Origin of the sequence: Stenotrophomonas maltophilia (assembly GCF_013464915.1) — a bacterium.
GTDB classification, from domain to species: domain Bacteria; phylum Pseudomonadota; class Gammaproteobacteria; order Xanthomonadales; family Xanthomonadaceae; genus Stenotrophomonas; species Stenotrophomonas maltophilia_AT.
In genome coordinates, this window is record NZ_RAVT01000055.1 from 12,824 (window position 1) to 39,393 (window position 26,570).

General features: G+C 67.0%; 15 protein-coding genes, 2 tRNA genes and 1 other RNA gene. 6 read left to right on the forward strand and 12 right to left on the reverse strand.

Translation table 11 applies throughout. The annotated features are described in order from the left end of the window. Positions 1–20 precede the first annotated feature (20 nt). Together D7T59_RS18060 and D7T59_RS18065 are read right to left on the reverse strand one after the other, a co-directional pair. Positions 21–10,928, reverse strand: coding sequence for an autotransporter-associated beta strand repeat-containing protein (locus tag D7T59_RS18060; protein ID WP_180882688.1), 10,908 nt, complete (start codon positions 10,926–10,928; stop codon positions 21–23). A gap of 367 nt (positions 10,929–11,295) precedes the next feature. After that, complete coding sequence (locus D7T59_RS18065) at positions 11,296–11,613, reverse strand: DMT family transporter (protein WP_164138702.1); 318 nt, start codon at positions 11,611–11,613, stop codon at positions 11,296–11,298. 300 nt (positions 11,614–11,913) lie between these two features. Here D7T59_RS18065 and ffs point away from each other — a divergent pair. Continuing rightward, an RNA gene (gene ffs / locus D7T59_RS18070) (signal recognition particle sRNA small type) lies at positions 11,914–12,010 on the forward strand. 89 nt (positions 12,011–12,099) lie between these two features. Here ffs and D7T59_RS18075 read toward each other — a convergent pair. The 3 genes from D7T59_RS18075 to D7T59_RS18085 are packed head-to-tail and all read right to left on the reverse strand — an operon-like array spanning position 12,100 to position 14,002. Continuing rightward, positions 12,100–12,489, reverse strand: a complete 390-nt coding sequence (locus tag D7T59_RS18075; protein ID WP_180853153.1) for a DUF4440 domain-containing protein — start codon at positions 12,487–12,489, stop codon at positions 12,100–12,102. Beyond that, complete coding sequence (locus D7T59_RS18080; protein ID WP_180853154.1) at positions 12,486–13,253, reverse strand: MBL fold metallo-hydrolase; 768 nt, start codon at positions 13,251–13,253, stop codon at positions 12,486–12,488. The genes D7T59_RS18075 and D7T59_RS18080 overlap by 4 nt, the downstream gene beginning before the upstream one ends. Further along, positions 13,253–14,002: a 3-deoxy-D-manno-octulosonic acid kinase gene (locus D7T59_RS18085; RefSeq protein WP_012479275.1), complete on the reverse strand. Its 750-nt coding sequence runs from the start codon at positions 14,000–14,002 to the stop codon at positions 13,253–13,255. Before D7T59_RS18085 ends, D7T59_RS18080 begins: the two co-directional genes overlap by 1 nt. Before the next feature lie 20 nt (positions 14,003–14,022). Between D7T59_RS18085 and D7T59_RS18090 the strand changes: the two genes are divergently transcribed. After that, positions 14,023–15,069 (forward strand): glycosyltransferase family 9 protein, encoded by a 1,047-nt coding sequence (locus D7T59_RS18090; RefSeq protein WP_164138709.1) that lies wholly within the window; start codon positions 14,023–14,025, stop codon positions 15,067–15,069. Positions 15,070–15,115: 46 nt separating this feature from the next. Here D7T59_RS18090 and D7T59_RS18095 read toward each other — a convergent pair whose 3' ends face one another. Continuing rightward, the gene (locus D7T59_RS18095) at positions 15,116–15,520 is read right to left on the reverse strand and encodes a DUF6165 family protein (protein WP_049430220.1); all 405 of its coding nucleotides are present in this window, start codon (positions 15,518–15,520) and stop codon (positions 15,116–15,118) included. Positions 15,521–15,810: 290 nt separating this feature from the next. On the opposite strand from D7T59_RS18095, the gene D7T59_RS18100 reads away from it, so the two are divergent. Next, positions 15,811–18,825 carry an autotransporter outer membrane beta-barrel domain-containing protein gene (locus D7T59_RS18100; RefSeq protein ID WP_180853155.1) on the forward strand — a complete coding sequence of 1,005 codons (3,015 nt, stop codon included), beginning with the start codon at positions 15,811–15,813 and terminating at the stop codon, positions 18,823–18,825. A gap of 339 nt (positions 18,826–19,164) precedes the next feature. Here D7T59_RS18100 and D7T59_RS18105 read toward each other — a convergent pair. After that, positions 19,165–19,255: transfer RNA gene (locus tag D7T59_RS18105), tRNA-Ser, on the reverse strand. 165 nt (positions 19,256–19,420) lie between these two features. On the opposite strand from D7T59_RS18105, the gene D7T59_RS18110 reads away from it, so the two are divergent. After that, entirely contained in the window at positions 19,421–20,125 is a 705-nt protein-coding gene (locus D7T59_RS18110) for a PP2C family protein-serine/threonine phosphatase (protein WP_005408277.1), read from the forward strand. A 62-nt stretch (positions 20,126–20,187) separates the two neighbouring features. Here the strand turns inward: D7T59_RS18110 and dnaQ are convergent, their stop codons facing one another. Genes dnaQ through D7T59_RS18125 form a run of 3 tightly spaced genes read right to left on the reverse strand, consistent with a single transcriptional unit; the run spans position 20,188 to position 22,034 of the window. After that, positions 20,188–20,919, reverse strand: a complete 732-nt coding sequence (dnaQ, locus tag D7T59_RS18115) for a DNA polymerase III subunit epsilon (RefSeq protein ID WP_164137465.1) — start codon at positions 20,917–20,919, stop codon at positions 20,188–20,190. A 4-nt stretch (positions 20,920–20,923) separates the two neighbouring features. Further along, positions 20,924–21,376, reverse strand: a complete 453-nt coding sequence (gene rnhA, locus D7T59_RS18120) for a ribonuclease HI (protein WP_005408275.1) — start codon at positions 21,374–21,376, stop codon at positions 20,924–20,926. A 13-nt stretch (positions 21,377–21,389) separates the two neighbouring features. Further along, positions 21,390–22,034, reverse strand: a complete 645-nt coding sequence (locus D7T59_RS18125) for a class I SAM-dependent methyltransferase (RefSeq protein ID WP_180853157.1) — start codon at positions 22,032–22,034, stop codon at positions 21,390–21,392. Positions 22,035–22,045: 11 nt separating this feature from the next. Here D7T59_RS18125 and gloB point away from each other — a divergent pair, with 11 nt between their 5' ends. Together gloB and D7T59_RS18135 are read left to right on the forward strand one after the other, a co-directional pair. After that, the gene (gloB, locus tag D7T59_RS18130; RefSeq protein WP_180853158.1) at positions 22,046–22,810 is read left to right on the forward strand and encodes a hydroxyacylglutathione hydrolase; all 765 of its coding nucleotides are present in this window, start codon (positions 22,046–22,048) and stop codon (positions 22,808–22,810) included. After that, positions 22,807–24,006, forward strand: coding sequence for a lytic transglycosylase domain-containing protein (locus D7T59_RS18135; protein WP_111189437.1), 1,200 nt, complete (start codon positions 22,807–22,809; stop codon positions 24,004–24,006). Before gloB ends, D7T59_RS18135 begins: the two co-directional genes overlap by 4 nt. Before the next feature lie 203 nt (positions 24,007–24,209). Here D7T59_RS18135 and D7T59_RS18140 read toward each other — a convergent pair whose 3' ends face one another. Together D7T59_RS18140 and D7T59_RS18145 are read right to left on the reverse strand one after the other, a co-directional pair. Next, positions 24,210–26,165: a peptidyl-prolyl cis-trans isomerase gene (locus D7T59_RS18140; protein ID WP_164137470.1), complete on the reverse strand. Its 1,956-nt coding sequence runs from the start codon at positions 26,163–26,165 to the stop codon at positions 24,210–24,212. 147 nt (positions 26,166–26,312) lie between these two features. Continuing rightward, positions 26,313–26,389 (reverse strand) — tRNA-Asp (locus tag D7T59_RS18145). Positions 26,390–26,570 lie beyond the last annotated feature (181 nt).

Below are 26,570 nucleotides of genomic sequence, written 5' to 3' on the forward strand. Positions count from 1 at the left end.
TCCAGTGCTGCCTGCTCCCCTCAGAAGCCCACGCGCAGGTTGATCTGCCCGCCAACATCGCGGCGACCATCGCCGTGCTGGCCCTGCACGAACATCGACAGCTGGCTGTTGTGACCGAGGCCCACCGCCACGCCGACCTGGCTGACCAGGGCATTGCGTGCCATCACCGCGCTGTAGACATCGAACGCGTTGCCACCGACGGCGAAGCGGTTGCGGCTGGCCACATCGGTATCTCCCGACGCGTGCTGCCAGCCCAGGCCGACCGTCAGCTGTGCCGGGAAGCGCTCGCCGCTGCCCACGTCCCAGCGGCCACGCACGCCCACGGTGCTGACATTGAGCGTGTCCTTGCCGCCTTCCAGCACCAGCGCGGCCGTACCGCCCTGCTCCACCGCACGGTCGCTGTCGACCCAGTGCTTGGTGAACTGCACATACGGCTGCAGTTGGGTCTTGCCATGGGTCCAGGTCCAGCTGCCCTCCACCTGCGCGATGGTCACATCCGAATCCTGGCGGCTGTACAGGGTCTGCCCCAGCAGCGGCACCTCACGCGTGGTGCGCGTGCGGTAATCACCGCGCGACACGCTGCCGCCCACCGCAAAGCCGTTGTTCCACTGGCCCTGCGCATACAGGCCGAACGTGTTGCCGCGCAGGCGGGCCCTCGAGCTGCGGTCGTAAAGGCGCGTATCCAGCCGCTCGTTGCCTGCGGCCGCACCCAGCACCACATGGTCGCCCAGCTGCCAGTCCACGCCTGCCATCAGTGCATTGCGGTTGGAGCGGATGTCGTCACCATTGCCATCACCATCCTGCTTGAATACCTTGCCGCTACCGGCCAACCAGGCCGAGGCGCGCTCGCCACGCACGGTCGGCAACTCACTACCCAGGCGCTGGCGGATGCCCTCTTCCAGGTAGTTGTCGTACAGCAACACTGCACGGCTGGCCGCGTGCACTTCACCGGACAGCTGGTCGAACGCCGCGCGCGCGGTACCTGCGTCATACATCAGCACCGTGTTGTACAGGCCCAGTGCCGGACCACTCTGCGGCAGGCTGTCCAGCGCTGCAGCGGTGTTGTACTGGTTGCGCGTCTTCGCCGCCGTGGTGAATGCCGCGGTCTGCGCCACATCGATCTGCAGGTTGGCGGTGTTGGCGGTATAGACCGGGGTGATGGTCAGGAAGGCCGACGGCGTGGTCGCCGAGGCGAACTGCCCGCTCACGCCACCGCCCGCATTGACCACGGTGTACTGCTGGCCCTGCTGATAGCTGGTGCTGGGCGAAATGGTGTTCACCTGCACCGTGCTGCCGCCCACATTCGCGCTGCCCCCCACCTGCACGGTATCGCTGCCGGTGGCGCCCAGGTCGATGCCCAGCGTGCTGCCCGGCGACAGGGTCAGGTTGCCACCCACCGTGATCGTGCCGGTGCCGTTGCCCGCGCCACTGCCGTTGCCCGGCCCATTGCCCGGCGACAGCACGCCGCCGCTGGACACCGTCACGCCGCCCCCCGTGCCACCGATGGTGCCGGTGCCGGACAGCGTGGTGCCGTTGCCGATGGTCCACTGGCCGCCGATGGTGCCGGTGACATTCAGGCCACCACCGGTGACCTGGCCGGTACCGCTGAAGCCACCGCTGTTGCCGCCCAGGTTCAGGCCACCCGGACCGGCCTGCACGATGCTGCCGCCACCGCTGATGGTGCCACCCAGCGTGGTGGTGCCACCGGTATTGATGATCAGCCCACCGTTGTTGGTGATGTTGCCGGTGATCGATCCGCTGGCACCACCGTTGCCCACCTGCACGCTACCGCCGGCATTGATGGTGGTGCCGCCGGTGTAGGTGTTGTTGCCGGTCAGGGTGACCGTTCCGGTGCCAGCCTGGGTCAGGCCGCCACTGCCACTGATGGTGCCGCCCACCGTGGTGTTGCCACCGACGTTGAACACCAGGCTGCCATTGTTGCTGACGTTGCCGGCGATCGCACCGCTGGTGCCGCCAGTGCCGACCTGCAGCGTGCCGCCGGTGTTGATGGTGGTGCCACCGGTATAGGTGTTGTTGCCGCCCAGGATCAACGTGCCGCTGCCGGCTTGGGTCAGGCCACCGCTGCCGCTGATGGCGCCACCGDCCGTGGTGTTGCCGCCCACGTTGAACACCAGGCTGCCGTTGTTGGTGACGTTGCCGCCGATCGCGCCGGTCGCACCGCCGTTGCCCACCTGCAGCGTGCCGCCCGCGTTGATCGTGGTCGGCCCGGTGTAGGTGTTGTTGCCGGTCACGGTGAGCGTGCCGCTGCCAGCCTGGGTCAGGCCGCCGCTGCCGCTGATGGTGCCACCCAGCGTGGTGGTGCCGGCCACGTTGGAGACCAGTGTGCCGTTGTTGGTGATGTCGCCGATGATCGAACCGGTCACGCCACCGTTGCCCAGCTGCAGCGTACCGCCGGTGTTGATGGTGGTGCCGCCGCTGTAGGTWTTGGTGCCGGTCAGGACCAGCGTWCCGCTGCCGGCCTGGGTCAGGCCACCGCTGCCACTGATGGTGCCACCCAGCAGGGTATTGCCCGCAACGTTGGAGATCAGCGCGCCGTTGTTGGTGATGTCGCCGGCGAGGGAGCCGGTCGCGCCGCCATTGCCGACCTGCAGCGTGCCGCCGGCGTTGATGGTGGTGCCGCCCGTGTAGCTGTTGTTGCCGACCAGGGTCAGCACACCGGCGCCGGCCTGGGTCAGGCCACCGCTGCCGCTGATCGCGCCGCCGACCGTGGTATTGCCGGCCACGTCGAACACCAGGCTGCCGTTGTTGGCGACATTGCCGGTGATCGCACCGGTCGCACCACCATTGCCCACCTGCAGCGTGCCACCGGCATTGATCGTGGTGCCGCCGGTATAGGTGTTGTTGCCGGTCAAGGTCAGCGTGCCTGCGCCGGCCTGGGTCAGGCCACCGCTGCCACTGATGGTGCCGCCCAGCGTGGTGTTGCCGGCCACGTTGGAGACCAGCGCGCCATTGTTGGTGATGTCACCGACGATCGCGCCGGTCGCACCACCGTTGCCGACCTGCAGCGTGCCCCCGGCATTGATGGTGGTGCCGCCGGTGTAGGTGTTGTTGCCGGTCAGCACCAGCGTGCCGCTGCCGGCCTGGGTCAGGCCACCACTGCCACTGACCACGCCGCCCACGGTTGCCGTGGTGCCGAGGTTGTAGACCAGGCTGCCGTTGTTGGTGATGTCGCCCAGCACCGAACCGGTGCTGCCGCCGTTGCCGATCTGCAGCGTGCTGCCACCGTTGATGGTGGTGCCGCCGGTGTAGACGTTGTCGCCGCTCAGGGTCAGCGTGCCGGTACCGCTCTGCACAAGGCCGCCGGTGCCACTGAGCACGCCACCGAAGACGGTGTTGCCGTTGTTGCCGCCGGTGGTCAGGGTTGCACCGCCCAGTACCACGCTGGATCCACTCACACCGGCCAGGCCGCCGATGCTCTGGCTGCCACCTGCGCTGATATCCAGCGTACCGGCACCGGTCAGGTTGACCGTGCTGGCACCGGACAGGCTGCCACCGGCCGCCACCGCCAATGTGCCGCCGTTGATGGTGGTGGTGCCGGTGTAGGTGCTGGCACCACCCAGGGTAACCGTTGCTGCGCCATCCTTGAGCAGGCCGCCGGCACCGCTGATTGCACCATTCAATGTCAGCGGATTGCTGCCCGCCAGGGTCAGCGTGCCGCTGCTCAACTGCACGGTGTTGGCCAGGGTCAGCGCGCTGGTGGCGTCCAGGCTTGCGTTGCCGCCCACGGTCAGCGTGCCGGTGCCCAGTGCAGCGTTGTCGCCCAGGGCAAGGCCACCGGCGTTGAGTGCCACGCCGCCGCTGAAGGTATTGCTGCCACTCAGGGTCTGCACGCCCGCGCCGTTCTTCACCAGTCCACCAGTGCCACCAATGGTGCCGGCGAACGTCGTATTGCCGACGCCCCCGAGGGTGAGCGTGTTGGTGCCCAGCGCCACCGCCGAGCCAGCCACGCCTGCCAGTGAACCGATCGACTGCGCGCCGCCCGCGCTGATGTCGAAGGCGGTACCGGCATTGGCCAGGTTCACCGCGCCGGTTGCCGCCAGGCTGCCGCCTGCACCGATCGCCAGCGTGCCGGCGTTGATGGTGGTACCGCCGGTGAAGGTGTTGGTGCCGGTCAGCGTCTGGGTCCCCGAACCTTCCTTGATCAGGCCGCCCGAGCCGGCCACCGAACCACTGAACGTGCCGTTGCTGGCATCACCGATCGTCAGCGTGTTGGCGCCCAGATTCACCGTACCGTTGCCGATCAGGGTGCCGAACTGCTGCGTGCCGCTGCCCGCCGACAGGTCGAAGGTCGCCCCCAAGGCCAGGTTGACGATGCCACTGGCGTGCAGGCTCGCACCCGCGCCCAATGCCAACGTACCGGCGTTGATGTTGGTGCCACCGGTGTAGGTGTTGATGCCATTCAAGGTCAGCGTCGCTGCCCCTTCCTTGGTCAAGCTGCCGGTGCCACCCAGGCTGCCGTTGAGGGTGAGGTTGTTGCTGCCAAGGACGGTCAACCCGTTGTTGAGGATGAAGTTGTTGGCCAGCGTCACCGCGGTGTTCGAATCAAGCGTGGCATTGCCCCCCACCGTTACCGCGCCGGTGCCCAGCGCAGCATTGTTGCCGACCACCAGGCCACCGGCATTGAGCGTTACGCCACCACTGAAGGTACTGGCGCCATTGAGCGTCTGCACGCCGGCGCCGTTCTTGATCAGACCACCGTTGCCGCTGATCACACCGTCATGGACACTGTTGGCAACACCGCCCAGGGTCAGCGAGTTGCCGCCCAGCGCCACCGTGCTGCCGGCCACGCCGGCCAGCGAACCGATGCTCTGGTTGCCACCACCGGAGATATCCAGTGTGCCGGCACCGGCCAGGTTCACCGCACCGGTGGAGGCCAGGCTGCCACCGGCACCCATCGCCAGCGTGCCGCTGTTGATGGTGGTACCACCGGTGTAGGTGTTGGCACCGGTCAGGGTGACCGTTGCCGCACCATTCTTCACCAGGCCACCGGCACCACTGATGACACCACCCAGCGTCAGCGCGTTGCTGCCGAGCAGGTTCAGATTGGCGCCGGAGGTGAGGCCGATGGCATTGCCAAGCGTCACTGCCAGGCCACTGTCCAGCGTCGCGTCGGCACCGACGATCAACGCGCCGCTACCCAGTGCAGCGTTGTTGCCGACCACCAGTCCGCCACCGTTCAATGCAACGCCACCGCTGAACAGGTTGGCGCCGCCGAGCGTGAGAATGCCTGCGCCGTTCTTGACCAGTCCACCGGTACCGGAAATCGCACCGTCGAAGGTACTGCTGCCGGCACCGCCAAGGGTCAACGAGTTGGCCCCCAGGCTGACCGTCGCACCGGCCACGCCGGACAGCGAACCGATGGTCTGGTTGGCACCGGAGGCCGAGATGTCGAAGCCCGCACCGGGTGCAGCCACGTTCACCGCCCCGGTCGCGGCGAGGCTGCCACCGGCGCCGATCGCCAGCGTGCCGGCGTTGATGGTGGTACCGCCGGTGTAGGTGTTGGCGCCGGTCAGCGTTTCGATGCCGCTGCCGACCTTGGTCAGGCCCCCGGTGCCGGCGATCGAACCGCTGAAGGTGCCGTTGGTGGCACTGCCCACTTCGATGTTGTTGGCACCCAGGTTGACCGTACCGTTGCCGACCAGCGTGCCGAACACCTGCGTGCCATTGCCGGCAGACAGATCCAGCGTGGCGCCGGTGGCGAGATTGACGGTGCCGCTTGCAGCCAGGCTGGCACCCGCACCAAGTGCCAGCGTACCGGCATTGATGTTGGTGCCACCGGTGTAGGTGTTGACCCCGTTCAAGGTCAGCGTCGCGCCGCCATTCTTGGTCAGGCTGCCAGCGCCGGAAAGGACGCCGTTGAGGGTCAGCGCATTGCTGCCGAGCACGGTCAGCCCGGCATTGAGGGCGATGTTGTTGGCCAGTGTTGCCAGGCCGGTGGTGTCCAGCGTAGCGGCACCGCCGACGGTCAACGCCCCCGTACCCAGCGCCGCGTCATTGCCGAGCACCAGCCCGCCTGCATTGAGCGTCACGCCGCCGCCAAACGTGTTGGCACCGGACAACGTCTGCACGCCCGCGCCCACTTTGACCAGACCACCGCCGCCACTGATCACGCCATCGAACGCGGCGTTGCTGGCGGTTCCGAACGTCAATGAGTTTCCGCCCAGGGTCAGCGTGCTTCCGCCCACGCCATTGAGTGCGCCGAGGGTCTGGCTGCCACTGGCACCGGAGATGTCGAAGCCAGCGCCTGCGCCAAGCGTGACATCACCCGCCGCGGCAAGGCTGCCACCTGTTCCCAGTGCCAGCGTACCGGCGTTGATGGTGGTACCGCCGGTATAGGTGTTGGCACCGGACAGCGTCAGCGTGGTGGCACCGTTCTTGACCAGGCTGCCATTGCCACCGACCACACCCGACAGCGTCAGCGCATTGCTGCCCGGCAATGCCAGTGTGACACCCGAGCCGAGCGTGACCGCATTGCCGAGCGTCACTGCAGCACTCGCGTCCAGCGTGGTGCTGGCCGTCACCGCCAGCGTGCCGGAACCCAGCGCTCCGTTGGCGCCGACCACCAGGCCGCCACCATTCAAGCTCAGGCCGCCATCGAAGGTATTGGTGTTGTTGAGCGTCAGCAGCCCCGTACCGTTCTTGATCAGGCTGCCACTGCCGGCCACCACCCCTGCAAGGGTGAGATCGTTGCTGCCCCCCAGCGTCAGCTGCGTACCCCCGCCGAAGTTCACGGCGTTGGCCAGATTCAGTGCCGTCGTTCCGTCCAGGCTGACGTTTCCGCCAATGCCCAGCGTGCCCGTGCCCAGCGCCGCCGAATTTCCGAGGATCAGGCCACCGGCATCAAGCGCGACACCGCCGCTGAAGGTATTGGCACCAGACAGCGTCTGCACGCCAGCACCGACTTTGATCAGTCCGCCGCTGCCATCGATGACACCACCAAAGCTGCCATTGCTGGCGCCACCGAAGGTGAGTGTCTGCGTGCCCAACGCCACTTGGCTGCCCGCGATGCCGTTCAACGCGCCGATCGTCTGCCCGGCCCCGGCCGCGGAGATGTCCAGCGTCGCGCCGGCACCGGCGAGATCCACCGCACCGGTTGCGGCAAGGCTGCCACCGGCGCCAAGCGCGAGCGTGCCGGCATTGACCGTGGCACCGCCCAGGAAGGTGTTGGCACCGGACAGCGTCAGCGTCGAGGCACCGTTCTTGATCAGGCCACCGGCCCCTCCCACCACACCGGTCAGGGTGAGGTTGTTGCTGCCCGGCAGGGTCAGCGTGTTGGCGCCCAGGTTCACTGCATTGGCCAGCGAAACCGGGGCACTCGCATCCAGCGAAGCATTGCCACCGATGTTCAGCGCACCCGTACCCAGCGCACCGTTGGCGCCGACCGACAGGCCGCCCGCGTTCAGCGCCAGGCCACCGCTGAAGGTGTTGCTGTTGTTCAACGACAGCACGCCGCTACCGGTCTTGACCAGGCCTCCGGTGCCGGTGATCAGTCCGCCCAACGCGACGTTCTGGTTGCTGACCAGGCTCAGCTGCGCACCGGTGTCGAGATCGATGGCGTTGCCCAGGTTCAATGCCACCGAGCTGTCGAGGGTGGCGTTTGCACCGACGGCAAGCAGTCCGGTTCCCAGTGCGCCTGCATTGCCCAGCATCAGGCCGCCGCCATTGAGCACCAGGCCGCCGGTGAATGCATTGGCACCGTTGAGCGTGAGCGTGCTGGCACCGTTCTTGACCAGACCGCCCGCGCCGGAAACCACCCCGCCGAGCGTGATCGCCTGCGAACCCGGCAGCGACAACACGGCCCCACTGCCCAGGGTCACATTGTTGGCCAGGCTCAGCGCCGCGCTGCCATCGAGCGACGCACTGCCGCTCACGTTCAGGGCACCCGTGCCCAGCGCTCCGCCATTGCCAAGCAGCAACCCGCCCGCGTTGAGATTCAGCCCCCCGCTGAAGGTGTTGGTGCCATTCAAGGTCAGCAGCGAGGCACCGTTCTTGGTCAGGCTGCCGGTGCCGGTGATGTTGCCGCCCAAGGTGAGGTTCTGGCTGCCCGGCAACGTCAACGCCGCCCCCAGGTTGATGGCATTGGCCAGATTCAGTGCAGCGCTGCCATCGAGCGAACTGTTGCCGCTGACCGTCAACGCCCCGCTGCCGATCGCACTGTTGTTGCCCAGCAACAGGCCGCCCGCCGCCAGATTCACACCGCCACTGAAGGCGCTGGCCCCGCTCAGCGTCTGGATGCCCGTGCCCTGCTTGACCAGGCCGCCGGTACCGCCGATCGCGCCCGCGAACGTCTGGTTGGTGGCATCACCGAAGGTGAGCGTGCTGCTGCCAAGCGTAACCGTGCTGCCGGCGATACCGGACAGCGCGCCGATGGTCTGGTTGCCGCCCAGTGAGATGTCCAGGTCCGCACCGACGCCGGCCAGGCTGACCGCACCGCCGGCCGCCAGGCTTCCGCCGCTGCCCACCGCGACCTTGCCGGCATTGATCGCCAGGCCGCCGGTGAAGGTATTCGCGCCGCCCAGCGTCAGCGTGGCGGCACCATTCTTGACCAGGCTTCCGCTGCCGCCGATGGCGCCGCCCAGCGTCAGTGCATTGCTACCCAGCACATTCAGCAGTCCGCCCACGCCGAGGTTGATGCCATTGCCCACGCTCAGCGCAGACCCTGCATCCAGCGTCACCGCACCGCCGACGTTCAGTGCGCCGGTTCCGAGCGCACCGGCATTGCCGAGCACCAGGCCACCGGCAGCAAGTGACAGCCCACCACTGAAGGTGTTGGCGTTGTTGAGGGTCAGGGTGGTCGCACCGTTCTTGACCAGGCTGCCGGTCCCACCGATCACGCCGTTGAACGTAAGTGCCTGGTTGCCGGACAGGTTGAGGATGCTGCCCGCCCCCAGATTGACCGTGTTGGCGAGCGCAAGCGCGCCCGTGGTGCCATCCAGCGTCACGTTGCCGCCGACGCTGAGCGTACCGCTGCCCAGCGCAGCAGCATTGCCCAGCAGCAGGCCACCGGCGTTGAGTGCCACGCCGCCACTGAGGCTGTTCACGCCCGACAAGGTCTGCACGCCGGTGCCCAGCTTGATCAGGCCCCCCGTGCCTGCGGCGAACGTACCGGCGTAGCTGGTATTGCCCAGCCCGGCGAGCGTGAGCGTGTGGCTGCCCAGGTTGACCGAACCGCCGAGGCCCGCCAGCGAACCGATGGTCTGGTTGGCGGCTGCCGACAGGTCCAGGGTGGTGCCGACGCCGACCGTGATCGCACCGGTGGGCGACAGGCTGCCACCCGCGCCCAGCGCCAACGCGCCTCCGGCCAGGTTGAAGTTGCCGGTCAGCGAATTGGCGCCGTTCAGGGTGAGGGTGCCGGCACCGTTCTTGGTCAGGTTGCCGGCACCGGAGATCGAACCGTTCAATGACAACGCATTGCTGCCCAGCAGGTTCAGCGAGCCCCCGCCGTTGATCACCAGATTGTTGCCCAGGGTGAAGCCCGCCGTCGTATCCAGCGACGCGCTGCCACCGACGGTCAGGTTGCCGCTGCCCAGTGCCCCGGCATTGCCCAGTACCAGGCCGCCGGCATTGAGGTTGACGCCGCCGGAGAACAGGTTTGCGCCGCCGAGAGTAACGATGCCGGTGTTGCTGACCGTCAGCCCGCCAGTACCGGACAGCACGCCACCCAGGCCGAACGCATTGGTCCCTGCCAGGGACAGATTTCCACCGAGGCTGAAAGCGTTGGCCAGGTTCAGACCGGCCGTGGAGGAGGCGATGGCGCCGCCGTTGGCGGTGAACAGCCCTGTGCCGAAGGAGGCGGCATTGTTGAAATTGACCAGGCCATCATTGAGCGTCGTCGTACCTGCGCCAGCCCACGCACCCTGCAGGTTCCAGGTACCGCTGTTGACGGTGAGCCTCTGGAAGTTGATGTACTGGTTCCAGCCCAGCGTGGTCACCGCCCCACCGGTACCGCTGCCCGGGCCGGTGGCGCTGTTCTGCAGCACCAGGCTGTTGTTGGACGCCGAACCACCGTCGACGATGCCGGCCGCGGCCAGATTCACCGCAAGCGCACCGACCTGCCCAGCCACGCCGATACCGGCGGTATTGACGCTGGAACCAGACACGGCGGTGAAGGTGTTGCCGGTGACCGAACTGCCCAGGTTCACACTGCCGTTGATGGTTCCCGCATTGAGGAAGGTATTGCCGGCCCCCGCCGTGGCCGAACCCTGGAACCCTATGCGGCCGGTAATGGTGCCGGTGTTGTTGAGATTGGTCTGCGCACCACCGTAGCTGACGATCGATGCCGCATCGGCCGTGGTCAGCAGGCCTGCGCCAAAGATCGACATGTCCACATTGCCGGCGTTGACGATGTTGCTGAAACCGCCGGAAGCGTTCTGCACCACCAGCGCCTGTCCGCCGAAACCGAGGATGGAGCCGATGTTGACCAGGCCTTTGATCGCCCCGCCTGCCTGGTTGTTGACGTTGATGGTGTTTCCACCGACGGTGTTGTTGCCCAGCACCATGCCCGACGCCGCCAGGCTCAGGCCACCGTTGATGGTGGGATCGACCGTGCCCTGGTTGTTCACGGTGATGCCGTTACCGCTCAGATTCACTGCACTTCCGCCAACGATCGGCGGCACGCTGAGCACGGCGCCGGTCTGGATATCCAGCGTCACGCCATTGATGCTGTTGGCCAGCAAATTGGTATTGGAGCCGGTCGCGCAGGTCACCGTGGTGCCTGCGGTACTGCACACCGCGAACGCCGAACCGCTGGCCAGGGTGGCCGCCAATGCGACCGCCAGCTGATGCGCCCGCAGTCGCGGTGGCCGCTTCGCGGTAATCGCACTTCCGCCAGGATTCTGGGCGACCTCCGAAGCAACCTGCATTACGCCGAGGGCGCGATTGAAAACCAGACGGTAAATGCGGTTCATCGGTAAATCTCCATGAAAAGACCGGATGGCACTGCGGGCAGGTTTTTTTGAAGACGATATGGCCCATCCCGGCTCCCGATTGGGGAACAAGGCCTGGCGGCATTAACTTCTGAAAGTCTTCACATCTTCACGCGGGCGCGCAGCGAAGACGACGCGTCAGCGTATCCGCCGGACCGAAAACTCCCCGATTCCGCTCGACGAATGGCGGCACTGTGCGACGGGCGCCGACAGTGCCGCGTGAATCACCCACATGATTTTCATGACGCACGTCAAATAAAATACGTGAATGAGTTTATTTTGCCGAAAATGCACATTCCCTGTTAGCGGCAAACCACCCGGGCACGCATATAACCGCCCGGATAAACTCTCAGCTGCTGGAGAGTTTCATCAAAACCAGGCCAGAAACGATAAGCACCGCCGCACCGATCCGCATCGGGCTGACCTGCTCACCCAGGAACACGATGCCGACCACGAACGCGCCGACGGCGCCGATGCCGGTCCAGATCGTGTAGGCGGTACCCAGCGGCAGGCTGCGCATGGCCACGGCCAGCAGCCAGAAGCTGGCGATCATGCCGACGATCGTGACCACGGTGGGGGTGAGCCTGGTGAAGCCTTCGGACTGCTTCATGGACACGGCCCAGACGATTTCCAGCAGGCCGGCGAACAACAGATAGATCCAGGCCATGACGGCCCTCCTCTTGGTAGGGCCAGGCCGTCCTGGTCTTTGATTCCCGATGTGGGGGAGGCCGTTCCTCCTGGCCGGCATTCTAGCAACGGGAGCAATGCCGGGGCGCCGCAACCGGGAACGGGTTACAGCCGATTCAGTGCGTGAAGCTGGCGTCGATGCACCTGCCTGCGCTAGACTACGCGTCTGCCATCGGCCAGCCGATGCGCAGTCCGGCTTTGGTCTCTGGCGCATCGCGCGCTGCTTCCCCTGATCCGTGAACGGGCCGCCCACCGGGCGGCCAACGTCTCTATGGTGGCCCCGTCGGCCCCTCGCGACGCTAGGTCGAAAACCCCGCCAGGGCCGGAAGGCAGCAACGGTATCGATCGACGCGGGCGCCGAGGTCAGCCGGCGGGGCCATCGCCTTTTCCGCACTGAGGTCAGATCCCTTTGCATGGCAAAGGGATCTGACCCCGGCTACACATCTTCGCCGGGCATGGCCCGGCGCTACCGTGCCTGCGGCGTCCCCTGGTGAAACACCACCCGCCACCCCTGTGCGTGCCTGCGCCACAGCGAACTGCGCAGCACCCAGCCCTGCGGCTGGCCATCAAGGTGATGGCGGCTGCGGTAACGCACCTGGGCCAGGTCCTGAGTCAGCAGCGAGACCGCGTACAGCTCCGATTCGATCTGCACCTGCGCGCGCTCCAGCGGAATCTCCGCCAACGCCGCTTCACGGCCGTAACAGCGGCCAGAACTGCCGATTTCGTTGAAATCCTCGTCCAGCAGTGCAGCAAGGCGCTCACAATCAGCCCGCACCGCAGGCGCATGCAGCGCGCGCTCCAGCACCTCCAGCTCGGCGGCCAGCGCCGTATCGGCGGGCCCGCCGGTTCCGCTCACGGCGGATCCTGCGCCAGCACGTTCGGTGCGGTCGGGAAAGCCAGCGGCACGCACTGCCCCGGTTGCGCCACGCGGTGGCCGCGCGCGGCCAGTGCCGCACCGTCAGCCACGCTGGCGTAGTGGTAGAGCATCATCCGCGACTGCAGCTCGACGCTGTACTCACGCTCCAGGTCGTCCACGCCGGTATGCGAAGGGTTGCCGTGCAGGCCGCAGTCGTGGGCGATCAGCTCGTTGTCGTTGGCGAAGCGGGCCAGCATCTCCGGAATCGGCCGGGTATCACCGCTCCAGGTCAGCGCGCCCTGCAGGCGCAGGCCGTAGGCCGTCTCCGGCCAGTGATGGCGTACCGGGAAGACCTCCAGGCGCACGCCCTCGTGCCAGAACGCCTCGCCCACCACGATCAGCTGGAAGGCATCCCAGAAGTTGGCACCGCCCTCGGCCAGCACGTTAGGGTAGTCGCCGATGCGCTTGTGCAGCAGCGGTACCACCGTGGCCGGCACGTACAGGCGCACCTTGCCGCGGCGCTGCCTGCTGAAGAAGGTATCCACGAACAGCCGCTCGAAACCGGCTACGTGATCCAGGTGCACATGGGTGACGAACAGTGCCTGCGGCATGTGCCCGTAGTGGGCCTTGAACGCGGTCAGGCCTTCGCCGCCACAGTCGATGGTCAGCCACGGACGCCCGTCCCGCTCGATCACCGACATCGGCGACCCCAGCTCGACCGCCGACGCGTTGCCGACGCCGAGGAAACGCAACGACCAGTCCATCAGGTGCCCCGGTTCCAGGCCATGTCGTAGGCGCGGCGCAGGCGCGCGTAGTCCTTCTGCACGTCTTCCACGCTGCGCTCGCCGCGCAGCTTGATCAGCGAGCGCAGCAGGCGCTTGAGGTTGCGTTCGCGCCAGGCGGTGGCCGGAATGCGGATCACCCCGCGGTCGAAGTCGATCAGCCAGCCATGGCCGTTGCCATCGAACAGGATGTTGTGCGCGTTGAGGTCGGCATGGTCCAGGCCGGCTCGGTGGAAGCGGGCGATCAGCCGCCCGGTCTCTTCCCAGGGCGCGCCGCGGCCGGCGACCAGCGCACGGTCGGCCAACGAGCGTACGCCCTCGATCCGCTCCATCAGGATCGCGGCGCGGTAACGCAGGCCCTCGCGCATGTAGTACGCGGCGATCGGCCGGGGCACCGGCAGCTTCTTCTCGCGCAGGGCGCGCATCAGGCGGAATTCGGCAAAGCTCCGGGTCCGGTCCGACCCGCGCCAGAGGTACTGGTCATGGCTGATCTTCGCTGCCAGGCCGCCGCGCAGGTAGTGGCGCAGCACGCTGGCGCCGAACGGCGCATCGATGAACCAGGCGCTGCCGCGACCGCCCTCGCCGACCGGCCGGGCCTTGCTGCCCCAGTGCTGGGGCGAGAACAGGCCAACCTCGGCTTGCCGCAGCCGCTCGCGGTCGAACAGAATGGCCCCGATGCCGCGACCCTCGCGGCATGGCGTCAGCGCTTCATTGGCGTCGAATGCGACCATTTCATTGAGTCTAACAACACATGGCATCAGCGTCCTCCTCCTTGTGCCTCCTGCGCCTGTCCGCACTCGGCGACGTCACCCACGTGGTGCCCCTGGTGCGCACCCTGCAGGCTGCGCGTCCGGACACGCCGATCCACTGGATCATCGACAAGGTCGGCTACAAACTGCTCGACGGCCTGCCCGGCGTCACCTTCCACGCCTACGACAAGAAGAGCGGCATGGCAGGGGTCAAGGAGCTGCGCAAACAGCTGCCACCGGGGCGTTTTGAAGCGCTGCTGCAGATGCAGGTGGCATTCCGCGCCAACCTGCTGTCGGCGTTCATTCCCGCCGAGCGCCGCATCGGCTACGACCGCAGCCGCTCCAAGGACCTGCACGGGCTCTTCATCAACGAGCGTATTCCCGACCGCCCCGGCATCCATGTGCTGGACGCCATCGGCAGCTTCTGCGAGCCACTGGGCCTGCGCCAGACCGAGGTAAGCTGGGATCTGGCCGTGCCGCCGTCCGCCTTTGAGTGGGCCGCCGCGCAGTGGCAGGACGATGGCCGACCGGTGCTGATGATCTCGCCCTGTTCCAGCCACGTGCGCCGCAACTGGTATGCAGACCGCTATGCAGCCGTGGCCAACCACGCCGCACAACGCGGTTGGCAGGTGGTGCTGTGCGGTGGCCGCAGCGAACTGGAGCGCAGCATGGCCGATGCCATCCAGGCGCAACTGCACACGCCGGCGCTGGACCTGGTCGGCAAGGACACCTTGAAGCAGCTGCCTGCCCTGCTTGCCCGCGCCAACCTGGTGATGACCCCGGACTCGGGCCCGATGCACATCGCCAACGCGATGGGCGCCAAGGTGCTGGGCCTGCATGCGGCCAGCAACCCGAACCGCAGCGGCCCGTATTCGGACCGCCGCTACTGCGTGGACCGCTACGACGATGCCGCGCGCAAGTACCTGGCCAAGCAGGCCGCCGATCTGAAATGGGGCACCAAGATCGAGTTCGACGATGTGATGGAACTGATCACCGTTGAAGACGGCATCGCCGCATTCGAACGTTACGTAGCGGACCACCTCACCTGAGTCGAGGGGTCATCGGTAGCGCCGGGCCACGCCCGGCGGGTCCACCTCAGCCACGCTGCGCGTAATCCTGGTAGGACTTCTCTTCCACATACGCCGAGCCCAGCGCCAGGTTGATCGCCTTCTTGATGCGCGCACGCTCATCGTTGCGCAGGTAGACGCTGCGCGCCAGATCGACGAAGCCCTGGTCGAACGCCTGCGCCTTTTCCTTCAGGCGGATGTCGTCCTCGATGTCCCACAGCTGCTCGTTGACCGCCTTCAACTCGGCACGCAGCTTGGCGATGTCCTTCACCGCCGCCGGGTGCGCCATCCAGGTCTGCTCCAGCGCCGACAGCTCCCTGCGCACGTTGGCCAGCTTGCCCTCGTCGCTGATGCGCTCGGACTTGATCTGCAGGATCGAGATCTTGTCCAGCAGCTCGCCGAAGGACACGGGGACGAGGATTTCAGCGCTCATGGGGGAAAGCTCCAGCAAGTGATGCGCACATGGTAACCCGCGCGGCGCGAACGCTCCGCCCCTGCGCCTGCATTCCCCCCGAGAGCGGTGACTGGGGGAGAAACCCCCGCAGCTGCGTTAGCGGTCTGGAGAGGCGGCCTGCCGCCCTCCTCGCCCGGCCAGTCCAACGGCCGAGCGCGCGCGACCCGCCCCGACCACGCTGCAACGCGTTGATACCACGCCGCATCAGCGTGTCCATGCAGCGAAGAAGGGGCGGCAACCGCACTTCACTCCTTTCCGTGGAACCTCGCATGCATCAATATCCCGCCCTCCCCACCCGTCGCGCCACCGTCCTCGGCAGTGCCCTTGTTGCAGCACTTCTCGGCATCGCTGCCGCGCCGCAGGCCCATGCCAGTGCCTTCCACGTGAATGGAGACACGCTCTACTACACCGGCAACGTGCTGGCGACCGATCCGCAGACGCTGGAGGCCTACATCCTGGCCGCGCAGGCCCGTGGTACGCCGCTGCGCCAGGTGGTGTTCCGCAACTCGCCGGGCGGGGCCGCCTCCGGTGGCGTGGGCATGGGTGCCATCATCCGCCAGCATGGGCTGGATACCGTCCTGGACGGCGGCTGCTACTCGGCCTGCGCCGACGCCTTCGTTGCCGGCGTGAAGCGCAAGGTGACGCAGTTCGGCCTGCTGCCGGCGCACGGCAACTACACGGAGACGGTGCTGGGCATCCATGGCGAATCCGGCCCGAACGGCCCGACCCCGTACCCGGGGCAGGACAAGTACATCAAGTACTACCGGGACATGTTCGGCCCGACCGACTTCGCGGTCATCGAGGCGCGCATCGTCCAGGCGCACTATGAACTGACCCAGCAGTCGGGCTTCCTGCGCTACTTCGACCCGAACGTGGCGGCCGTGGCCACGCGCTTCTGCCCGACCCGCGACCAGAGCGCGGGAGGCAACTGCACCGCGTATCCCGGTGTCACCTTCTACAGTGATCGCGTCGTTACCGAAGCCGGTTACGTCCAGCCCGGCGACGTGCTTTCCGTCGACAAGGAAGTGAGCGGAGACCTCAATCCGAACCTGGCCGTGCGCGGGCGCTACACCAATGCGCTGGCCAACCTGCGCTACTTCCAGCAATCGGCCCCGGACATCCGGCTGGATGACGCCTTCGGTGTGATCCGCATCGGCAAGGGCGGTGTCTGGTCGCTGGATACCGCCTCCGCCGCCCAGTATGTGGTGGCCGATGGCGGCACCCTGCGCCTGCAGCAGAATGGCTGGATCCACCACGCCGAAGCCATCGGCGCCCGCAATGGCGGGCGCATCGAGCTGCAGCAGGGCGCACTGCGCAGCCTGACCGTGATCGAACGCGGCGGCGTGCTGACCGGACACGGTTCGTTGAATGCCACGATCGACATCAACGACGGCGGAACGCTCGCGCCGTCCGGCATCGTCATGCGCCCCTACTCGCTGGAAGCGCTCGCGCCGGGTGGCGACGACGTGTTCACCAGCGAACGCTTCCGGATCGGCAAGGGTCGCTACATCAACCTCAATGACGGCGCGAACCTGGCCTTCCAGGTCGACAGCCAGCGCACCGCGCCGGCACTGACGCTGGAAGAAGCCCGCTACTTCCTGGTCGATGAGGACCGGCAGGCGGGTGACTACAACCTGTTCGGCAACATCAACCGTGCCGTGCTGAGCATTGCCCCCAGCGCGAGGCTGACGCTGGACGTGAAGCAGGCGTTCTTCCCGGCAGGCCAGCAGAACCATCTGGTCGGAACCCAGGTGGATTCCAGCGCCCTGCAGCTGCCCGTCGCCCCCTGCGGCCCGTCGAACGGTGAGTACGCCGGCCTGTGGTGCCGCACCGCCACGCCCGACACCCTGACCCGCGCAGCGCCCGTGTCGGACTTCATCGAAGGGCGCTTCCAGTACGTCGAGCGCAGTGGCGAGGCCGGCAGCGCGGTGGACCTCACCGCTCCCGGCGCGGTGTTCCGCCCTCGCCACAATTCACTGCTCAGCTTCACCGTCAACCAGACCGGCAGCGGCCTGTGGCTGACCGCCAATCCCTCCTTCGACGACACACGCTTGTTCGGCAACACCCCCTCCGGCGACGGCCTGGGCATCGCACTGCAACAGGCGGCTGCGCAGCGCACTTCCTCGATGAGCGGACTGCTGGGCGCCCTGCAGTTCGCTGACCGCGATGACATCGCGCGCCAGGCCGGAGCATTGCGTGGCGACGCGCATGCCAGCCTGCGCCTGGCCGATACCGCGCTGGTCGGCAGCATCGGCAACGTCGTGCAGCAGCACCAGGCAGCATTGCGCAGCGGTGGCGATGCGGACGGCCTGGCCGCACAGGCCGCGCAGACAGCCTCGGCGCAATCGGCCATGACCGGCAGTCGCCTGTTCAACCAGCTGGCGATGCACCTGGTGGCACCGGCAGATGCGGGCAGTGATGCGGGCGACGCTGGGCACAACCGCAGCTTCTGGGCGCGGGGCTTCGGCAGCCACGGCCGCATCGAGGGTGGTGCTGGCGTCGCCGGCCTGAGCCATACCATCGGCGGCATCGCACTGGGTGCCGATACCCGCCTGGCAGACGACCGTGTGACACTGGGCGTGAGCCTTGCCGCGGCCGACATGTCGACCCGGTCCAGCGAAGGCGCAGGATTCAGCGGCGATGTCCGCGCGCTGGATATCGGCGGCTACGTGGACGCGCTCTATTCACGCGGCTACCTGTCCGCCGCCGTCCGCTACACCGATCTGCGCCACGACACCCGTCGCAGCATCGAAGGTATCGAGGGCCTGCAGGCTCCGCTGCGTGCGAAGTACAGCAACGACGCGATTTCCGCGCGCGTGGAGCATGCGTTCTCGTTCACCACCGACAACGGCGTGGTGATCCAGCCGCTGCTGCCGGTGATCGACTACACGCGCACCTCGGCCACGCAGTTCAACGAAGGCCAGGACGCAGCCGCACTGGTCGGCCGCAGTGGCAGCCTGGAAAGCATCCGCGTGGGCGCCGGCCTGCAGTTGTTCAAGACCTTCGACGGCAACAACGGCGAGCGCATCACCCCGCGTGCCCGCGTGGTCTGGCAGAAGGAGCTGGGTGATACCCAGGCCCGCTACAGCAACGGCTTCGCCGCCGCCCCGGACCTGCTGTTCAGTGCCAGCAGCCAGACCGTCGGTGAACAGGTCCTGGCCTGGAACCTGGGCGTGACCAGCCGCGCCAGCAAGCGCCTGTCGGTGATGGTTGACTACGTGGGCGAGCGGCGCGACGGCCAGACCCAGAACGGCATACAGCTGGGGCTGGGCTACACGTTCTGAGCACACGCCATTCGCACAGGGCATGGATTCCCGCCCTGTGCGAGTGGCCTTCCCTCGCACGCCATGCGTGGATGCTCCTGGCGGGCAACGTGTGGGACGACGTGCGAAAGGAAGATCACCGAACTCACCCGGGCAATCACTGCATCCACAACGCACGGAACCGTCTGGAGCAACAAGCCCCTCTGTTGAGGGGCTGCCCCGACAGGGGCGGGGAGAGGCAGGCAAAGGGAGGGGCCCACAGGTTGCGCAGCAACGTGTGGGGCGACGCGCAGAGCGCGGCGCGTCCCGCGCCAGATAAAAGAAAAAGGGCTGCCTTTCGGCAGCCCTTTTTYTTTTATCTGGCGGAGAGGGGGGGATTCGAACCCCCGAGGCGCTATAAACGCCTGCCTGATTTCGAGTCAGGTACATTCAACCACTCTGCCACCTCTCCGGGTGGTCCCCGGCGGACCGGGGACGCGCATCATACGAGGAAGTGAGGCCGACGACAAGTGATTCCGGCCAACGAAGTGAAAATTTCCTGGGCGCATGCCTTGCCGGATGCCTGCAGCCACCCGATGATGCCTGTCTCCCCCGGCAATACCCCGCCCTGCCCACCATGATCGAATTCGGACACCTCACCCACCCCGGCATGCGCCGCGAGCTCAACGAGGACACCTACTACGGTGACAGCGAGCTGGCCCTGTGGCTGGTGGCCGACGGCATGGGCGGACATGCCTGCGGCGAAGTGGCCAGTGCACTGGCACGCGAGACCATCGTGCGCGAGATCCGCCGCGGCGCACCGCTGGCACAGGCCATCCGCACTGCCGACGAAGAGATCATCCGCGCCTCGCGCCGGCGCAACGACACGTTGCCGATGGGCACCACCGTGGTCGCCGCGCGCGTGCAGGGCAACCGCTATGAAGTGGCCTGGGTCGGCGACAGCCGCGCCTACCTGTGGCGCGACGGCCAGCTGGCGCAGCTCAGCCAGGACCACAGCGTGGTGCAGGAACTGGTCGCACAGGGCAACCTGACCGCCGAGCAGGCGCGCGCGCATCCGCACCGCAACGTGGTCACCCAGGCACTGGGCGTGACTGATCCGGCACACCTGAACGTGGCCACCACCAGCGGTGAGCTGCGCCCGGGCATGCAGCTGCTGCTGTGCAGTGACGGCCTCACCGAGGAAGTGGATGACCGCGGCATCGCCCGCACCCTGGCATTCGAAGATGCCAGCGCGCAGGAATGCGTGGATACGCTGGTCGCCGCCGCACTCGACGGCGGTGGCCGCGACAACATCAGCGTGATCCTGGTGCGCTGCCACTGAGCCTCGTGCACGAGCCGAGCATGGGCTCGGCTCAACGGCAGATCCACGCCATGCGTGGATGATCAGGCGCTGGCGGGCTCTTCCACCTTCGGGCCATCCCACAGTGCGTGGCCGGCCTTCTTGCGCAGCCGTTCCAGCCGCGCGGTGTGCGCTTCCAGTTCCGACGGCGTAGCCACCACGCGCGGACGTGGCAGCAGCTTGCTGGTATCGAAGGCCTGCAGCGCCGCACCGGCGCCACCGCCATCGTCATCGCCCAGGCCGAAGCCGATCTCTTCCTGGCCCGAGGTCAGCGCGATATAGACATCGCCCAGGATCTGCGCATCGAGCAGGCCACCGTGCAGCGCACGGTGCGAGTTGTCCACGCCCAGCCGCTTGCACAGCGCATCCAGCGAGTTGCGCTGGCCCGGGAAGCGCTCGCGCGCCATCACCAGGGTATCGATCACGGTGCAGCGGTCGGTGATCTTTCCGTACTGCGGCCCCAGCAGCGACAACTCGTTGTCGAGAAAGCCGAGGTCGAACGCCGCGTTGTGGATGATCAGCTCGGCGCCATCGATGAAGGCGAGGAACTCATCGGCAATCTGCGCGAATTCAGGCTTGTCTTCGAGGAACTCCAGGGTCAGGCCGGTGACTTCCTGCGCGCCCTGTTCGAACTCGCAGTCCGGCTTGATGTACTGGTGGTAGTTGTTGCCGGTCGGGCGGCGCTTGAACAGCTCCACGCAGCCGATTTCGACGATGCGGTTGCCCTTCTTCCACTCCAGGCCGGTGGTTTCGGTATCGAGGATGATCTGACGCATGGGCTCAGTTTACCGGGCTGGCGTCGCGGATCTGGATCGCCGCGTTGCGGGCCAGGGTGTCCACCCGCTCATTGTCCGGGTCGCCGGAGTGCCCCTTCACCCAACGCCAGTCGATCTGGTGCCGCAGCGTGGCCGCGTGCAGGCGCTCCCACAGCTCGCGGTTCTTCACCGGATCACCGCCCGCCGTCTTCCAGTTCTTGCGGATCCAGCCGGGCATCCACTGGGTCAGGCCCTGCCGCACGTACTGCGAGTCGGTGTAGAGCACGATGTTGCACGGCTCGGTCAGCGTCTCCAGCCCGGAAATGGCCGCCATCAGCTCCATCCGGTTGTTGGTGGTGTGCGCTTCACCGCCACTGAGCTCGCGCTCGTGGCCCTTGTAGCGCAGCAACGCGGCCCAGCCGCCGGGGCCGGGATTGCCGAGGCAGGATCCGTCGGTGTGGATTTCGATGGTTTTCAATACAGCTCCAGAATCAGGTAGCAACGGTGCCGTGCCAGCGCACCGGCAGCGGTTTCGGCCCGGGCAGGGCCAGCGTGCGTTTTTCTGCATGGAACAGGCAGGCCGCGCGCAATGGCGCCCAGCCCCCCGGGCGACGGCTGCCGGCGCCGCGCCAGAGCGGGCCGAGGTAGCGCATATCGTCGCACTCCAGGCCATGGCGGCCGAGCAGCAGGCGGATCCGCTGCGGCGTACGCACCACCAGCCCATGCTGCCGCCAGTGAGTGCGGTACGGGCTGAACGGATTGAGGCTGCTCAGCCACAGATGCCCGCCCGGCATCAGTACGCGCTCGCACTCGTCGAGCAGCTGGTCGGCATCGCCTGTGGTGACATGCTGCAGCACGATCGCATTGACGCTCTCGTTGGCCAGGGGCAAGGGCAGCCCGCAGCGGGCATCGCCGCCATAGCCCTGCCCCCGCCGGTACAGGCGCAGACCGCGTCCACCCAGCTGTGCATCGTCCAGCCAGGCCGCAGTTGGTGCGATCCACAACCAGGGTTGCGCGGGCAGCACCGACAGCTGCGGCAGCAGCAATTGCCGTTCCAGAACGCGCAGGGCCGCCGCCGGTTCGCTGTCGAACCACGGGGTCTGGCTCGCTTGACGGGTGCTCTGCAGCGCGGGCATGGTCCAATTCTATGCGACTGACTGCCCTGCCCGCATTTGCGGACAACTACATCTGGATGCTGATCGACGACGATGGCGCCGCCGTGGTCGTTGACCCCGGTGACGCTGCGCCGGTGCTGGCGCTGGCCGATCAGGGCCTGCGCGTGGACTCGATCCTGCTCACCCACCACCACGACGACCACATCGGTGGCGTGCCTGCCCTGAAAGCGCGTTTTCCCGATGCGCGGGTGATCGCGCCGGTCGAAGAGCGCATTCCCACCGCGACCGAGCGGGTCGGTGAAGGTGAACGCGTTCAGGCACTGGGCCGGACGTTCCACGTACTATCCGTGCCCGGGCATACCCGCAGCCACATCGCGTTTCACACTGCTGAACACCTTTTCAGTGGAGATTCGTTGTTCAGCCTGGGCTGTGGACGTCTGTTCGAAGGTACGCCGTCCCAGCTGCTGGCATCGATGCGCAAGCTGGGTACCTTGCCCGCGCAACTGCTGCTTTGTTGCGCCCACGAGTACACCGTGTCAAATGCCGTCTTCGCGCGGCATGTCGACCCCGCCAACGCTGCCCTGTGGCAGCGCCAAGAGGAGGCTTTGGCCATGCGCCGCGATGACCGTTCCACTCTGCCGGTAACCCTGGCCAACGAATTCGACTGCAATCCCTTCCTGCGTGTGCACGCGGCGCCGGTCCGTGCGTCGGTGTCGGCACACCTGGGCCGTGACGTCGTTGACGACGTCGACGTGATGGCCGGTCTCCGGCACTGGAAAGACGGCTTCCGCGCATGATGCGCCGAAGTCTGCCGCTGGCCCTGGGCCTTGCCCTGGGGCTGGCCGGAACCGCGGGCGCACAGTCGCTGGGCGCCGGCATCAGCCAGAACCTGACCGCTGCCGCGGCCCTGCCGCTGGATCCGTCCGCGCTGCCGGCGGCCTCGGTGCGCAACGGCCAGGAGATCTTCACCAGCTTCCGCGACGGCCTGGCCGAACCCAGCTGCGACGCCGAGGCCACCAGCCCGCGCTGGCAGAAGCAGTTCGCCCACGCCCCCTCGCGCCTGGCCAACCAGGATGACGATGCGCTGGTGCTGTTCGGCTACGTGGTCGAAGAGCTGCGCAAGGCCGACCTGCCCACCGAATTCGCGCTGATTCCCTTCGTGGAAAGCGGCTACCGGCCCAATGCCCGCAACGGCAGCGGCCCGACCGGCCTGTGGCAGTTCATCGCCACCACTGCGCGCAACCACCGCGTGCCGATGGCCAACGGCTATGACGGCCGCCTGTCGGCGGTCGATTCCACCCAGGCCGCAGTGCGCTACCTGAAGACCCTGCACGGCATGTTCGGCGGCGACTGGCGCCTGGCCACCATGGCCTACAACGCCGGCGAGTACCGCGTGCTGCAGTCCATGCGAAAGGCTGGCATGAACGCGCAGAACGCCAAGCCTTCGGCGCTGCCCGGCCTGTCGCCGGTCACCCATGCCTACGTCGAGAAGCTGCATGCCCTGGCGTGCGTGCTGGAAGACGTGGAAGACCAGCCCGGCGTGATGGCCTCGCTGGACCGCACCGTGCCGGTGCTGAAGGACCACACCCTGCCTGCGGGCACCAGCGTGCAGCAGTGGGCCGCACAGCGCGCCCTGGACCCGGCCAGGATCGCCCGCCTCAACCCGGCCCTGGCCTCCGGTGGCCGCCCCTCGGGCACCACCCGCGTGCTGGCACCGGTCTCGGCCGCAAATGCGACGGTAACGGAGGCCGCGACCGCGCTGGTCGCCAGCGCCGCACCGGTGGCGGCCGCTGTACCCGCGCCGCAGGCCACCAGGACCGTCGCCGCGATCGCCGACCGTCCGCGCAGCCGCCGCCATACCGTGCGTGATGGCGAGTCGGCCTGGACCATCGCCCGCCGCTACGGCATGCCGGTGAAGGCCCTGCTGTCGCTGAACGGCCTGAGCGGCAGCAGCGTGCTGAAGCCTGGCGCGGTACTGCGCGTCGAGGACTGACGCGCAGGCCAGACGCCTCCCCATGTAGAGCCGAGCCCATGCTCGGCTTTTTCTTGCCAGCAACCTGCGACCTGTTGCGGGTCGTGGATCGCGGGTCGTTGCAAGCCGAGCATGGGCTCGGCTCTACAGTTCAATTTCCAGCAACGCTCCCACAAAAAAGGCCCGGCATTGCCGGGCCTTTCTCGTCCTGCCCGCCGCGAGGCTTACAGGTTCGCTTCGGTGGTCTGGATCACGAACTTCTTGCGCATCGCCTCGACGTAGGCCTTGGCCGCAGCCATGCCATCGATCTGGCTCAGCTGGTCCTTCAGCTGCTTCTGCTGCTCGGCGGTCACTTCCTTCACGTCGCCCGGGTTCACCTTGTTCACCGCGAACAGCAACGCGTGGCCGTTGACGTCGACCTTGCCGTAGCTCGGCTTGCCATCGGCCGGCACCGGCGCACTGAAGATCGCGCGGTTGATTTCCGGGGTCGGCACCGGCTGGCTGCGCGGCAGGCCCGGCATCGGGCTCAGCTGCAGCTTCTCGCTGGCCGCCAACGACTGCAGGGTGGCGCCCGCCTTCAGCTTGGCCAGCACGGCATCGGCCGCCTTGTCGCTGGCCTGGCGCTGACGGTCGGCACGGATCGCGGCGATCACCTGCTCGCGGGCCTTGTCCAGCGGCATGGCCTGTTCCGGGGTATGCGCGGCCACGCGGATGACCACACTGTGGTTGGTCGCGCCACCCAGAGCGATCGGGTCGCTGGCGGTGCCGTCCTGCACCAGCACGTCGGAGAACGCGGCACGCAGCACGGCCGGGTCAGCGGCGATGCCACTGGCGGTGGCACGGGTGATCGGGCCCAGGGTCTGCAGCGGCAGGTTCACTTCCTTGGCCGCAGCAGCCAGATCGCTCGGGCTCTTGTTGATGGCGTCGACCAGACGGCCGGCCAGTTCGTTGAAGCCGCGTTCGCCGTCGGCCTTCAGCTGCTCGGCGGCCAGCGTGTCACGCACTTCCTCGAAGGACTTGCCCTGGCCACCACGGACCGCGGCAACCTTGATGATGTGATAGCCGAACTCGGTCTTGACCGGGCCAATCACGTCACCGGCCTTGGCAGCGAACAGTGCATCTTCAAACGGCTTGACCATCGCGCCGCGTTCGACCCAACCCAGGTCACCCCCCTGCCCCTTCGAGCCCGGGTCTTCCGAGTTGGCCTTGGCCAGTGCAGCGAAGTCGGCGCCGGCGGCCTTGGCTTCGGCGGCAATCTTGTTCGCCTTGGCTTCGGCACCGTCGCCGGTGATCAGGATATGCGAGGCCTGGCGCTGCTCCGGCGTGGTGAACTTCGCCTTCTCGTCTTCATAGCGCTTGCGCAGGGTGGCTTCGTCGGCTGCGGTCGGTGCCGGCAGGTTCGCGCCATTGATCTCGACGTACTCGAGCGAAACGCTCTCGGCCTGGCGGAAGTCCTTGCCATGGCTGTCGTACCACTGCTTGATCTGCGCATCGGTCACCGGCGCGGTATCGGCCGGCACTTCCGGCAGCGCGGCCAGTTCGACGTCGCGGGTCTCGCCCAGCAGCTTCAGCAGGCGCTCGGTCTCGGACTGGGTAACGAAGCCCGAGTTCTGCAGGCCCGACGGAATCACCGACTGCTGCAGGCTCTCACGCACCAGCTCCTGGAACTGCGTCGGCGTGCGCGGCGGGTTGCCACCGGCCAGCGCCAGGCGGTAGTTGTTCTCGTTGAACTTGCCGTTCGAATCGAGGAAGGCCGGGATGGTGGCGATGTACTCGCGCACCGCGCCATCGCCGATCACGACACCGGCCTGCTCGCCGACCAGGCGCACGACCTGCTCGTCGATCAGCTGGTCGAGCACAGCCATCTTGTTTTCAGTGCTTTCGAACGCGCGCGGGTCGAAGTTGTCGCCCTGCTGCTGGCGCTCACGCATGCGCTCCTGCTCGAAGCGGGTGCGGAAATCCTGCGCGCTGATCTCATGGTGCTGCCACAGCATGCGCACCGGCCACCACGACGGTGCCGAACGCCACCAGGTCGGGGGCGCGGAAACCTTGGCCACGTTCTGTGCGCCAACGCCACCCAGGTAGCTGTTGTCGATCACGAACAGGAACGGAATCATCAGCAGCCCCAGGATCACGGTGACGATCCAGCCTGAGGTCTTGTCGCGGAGTTTCTGCAGCATGGTGAGGAATCACAAGGCCTGATTGGCGAGCCCGGCAGTGTAACCCGCTTCGCCGCAGGGACCAAAAGCAGCGCCGGCGCGGCCTGCGCACCGCTTCGCGACGACACAAAGAAAAAGCCCCCGGCTTGCGCCGAGGGCTTTCAGAGTTGGCGGAGCGGACGGGACTCGAACCCGCGACCTCCGGCGTGACAGGCCAGCATTCTAACCAGCTGAACTACCGCTCCGCGCTGAAACTTTGCAGGCGCCCAGTATATCCGAAGACTCCCTGGAAACCCAGCCCGGTGAACACTTTTTTCAAAGTTTTTTCACAGGGACTTAAGAATTCTGCAATGGCGGAGCGGACGGGACTCGAACCCGCGACCTCCGGCGTGACAGGCCAGCATTCTAACCAGCTGAACTACCGCT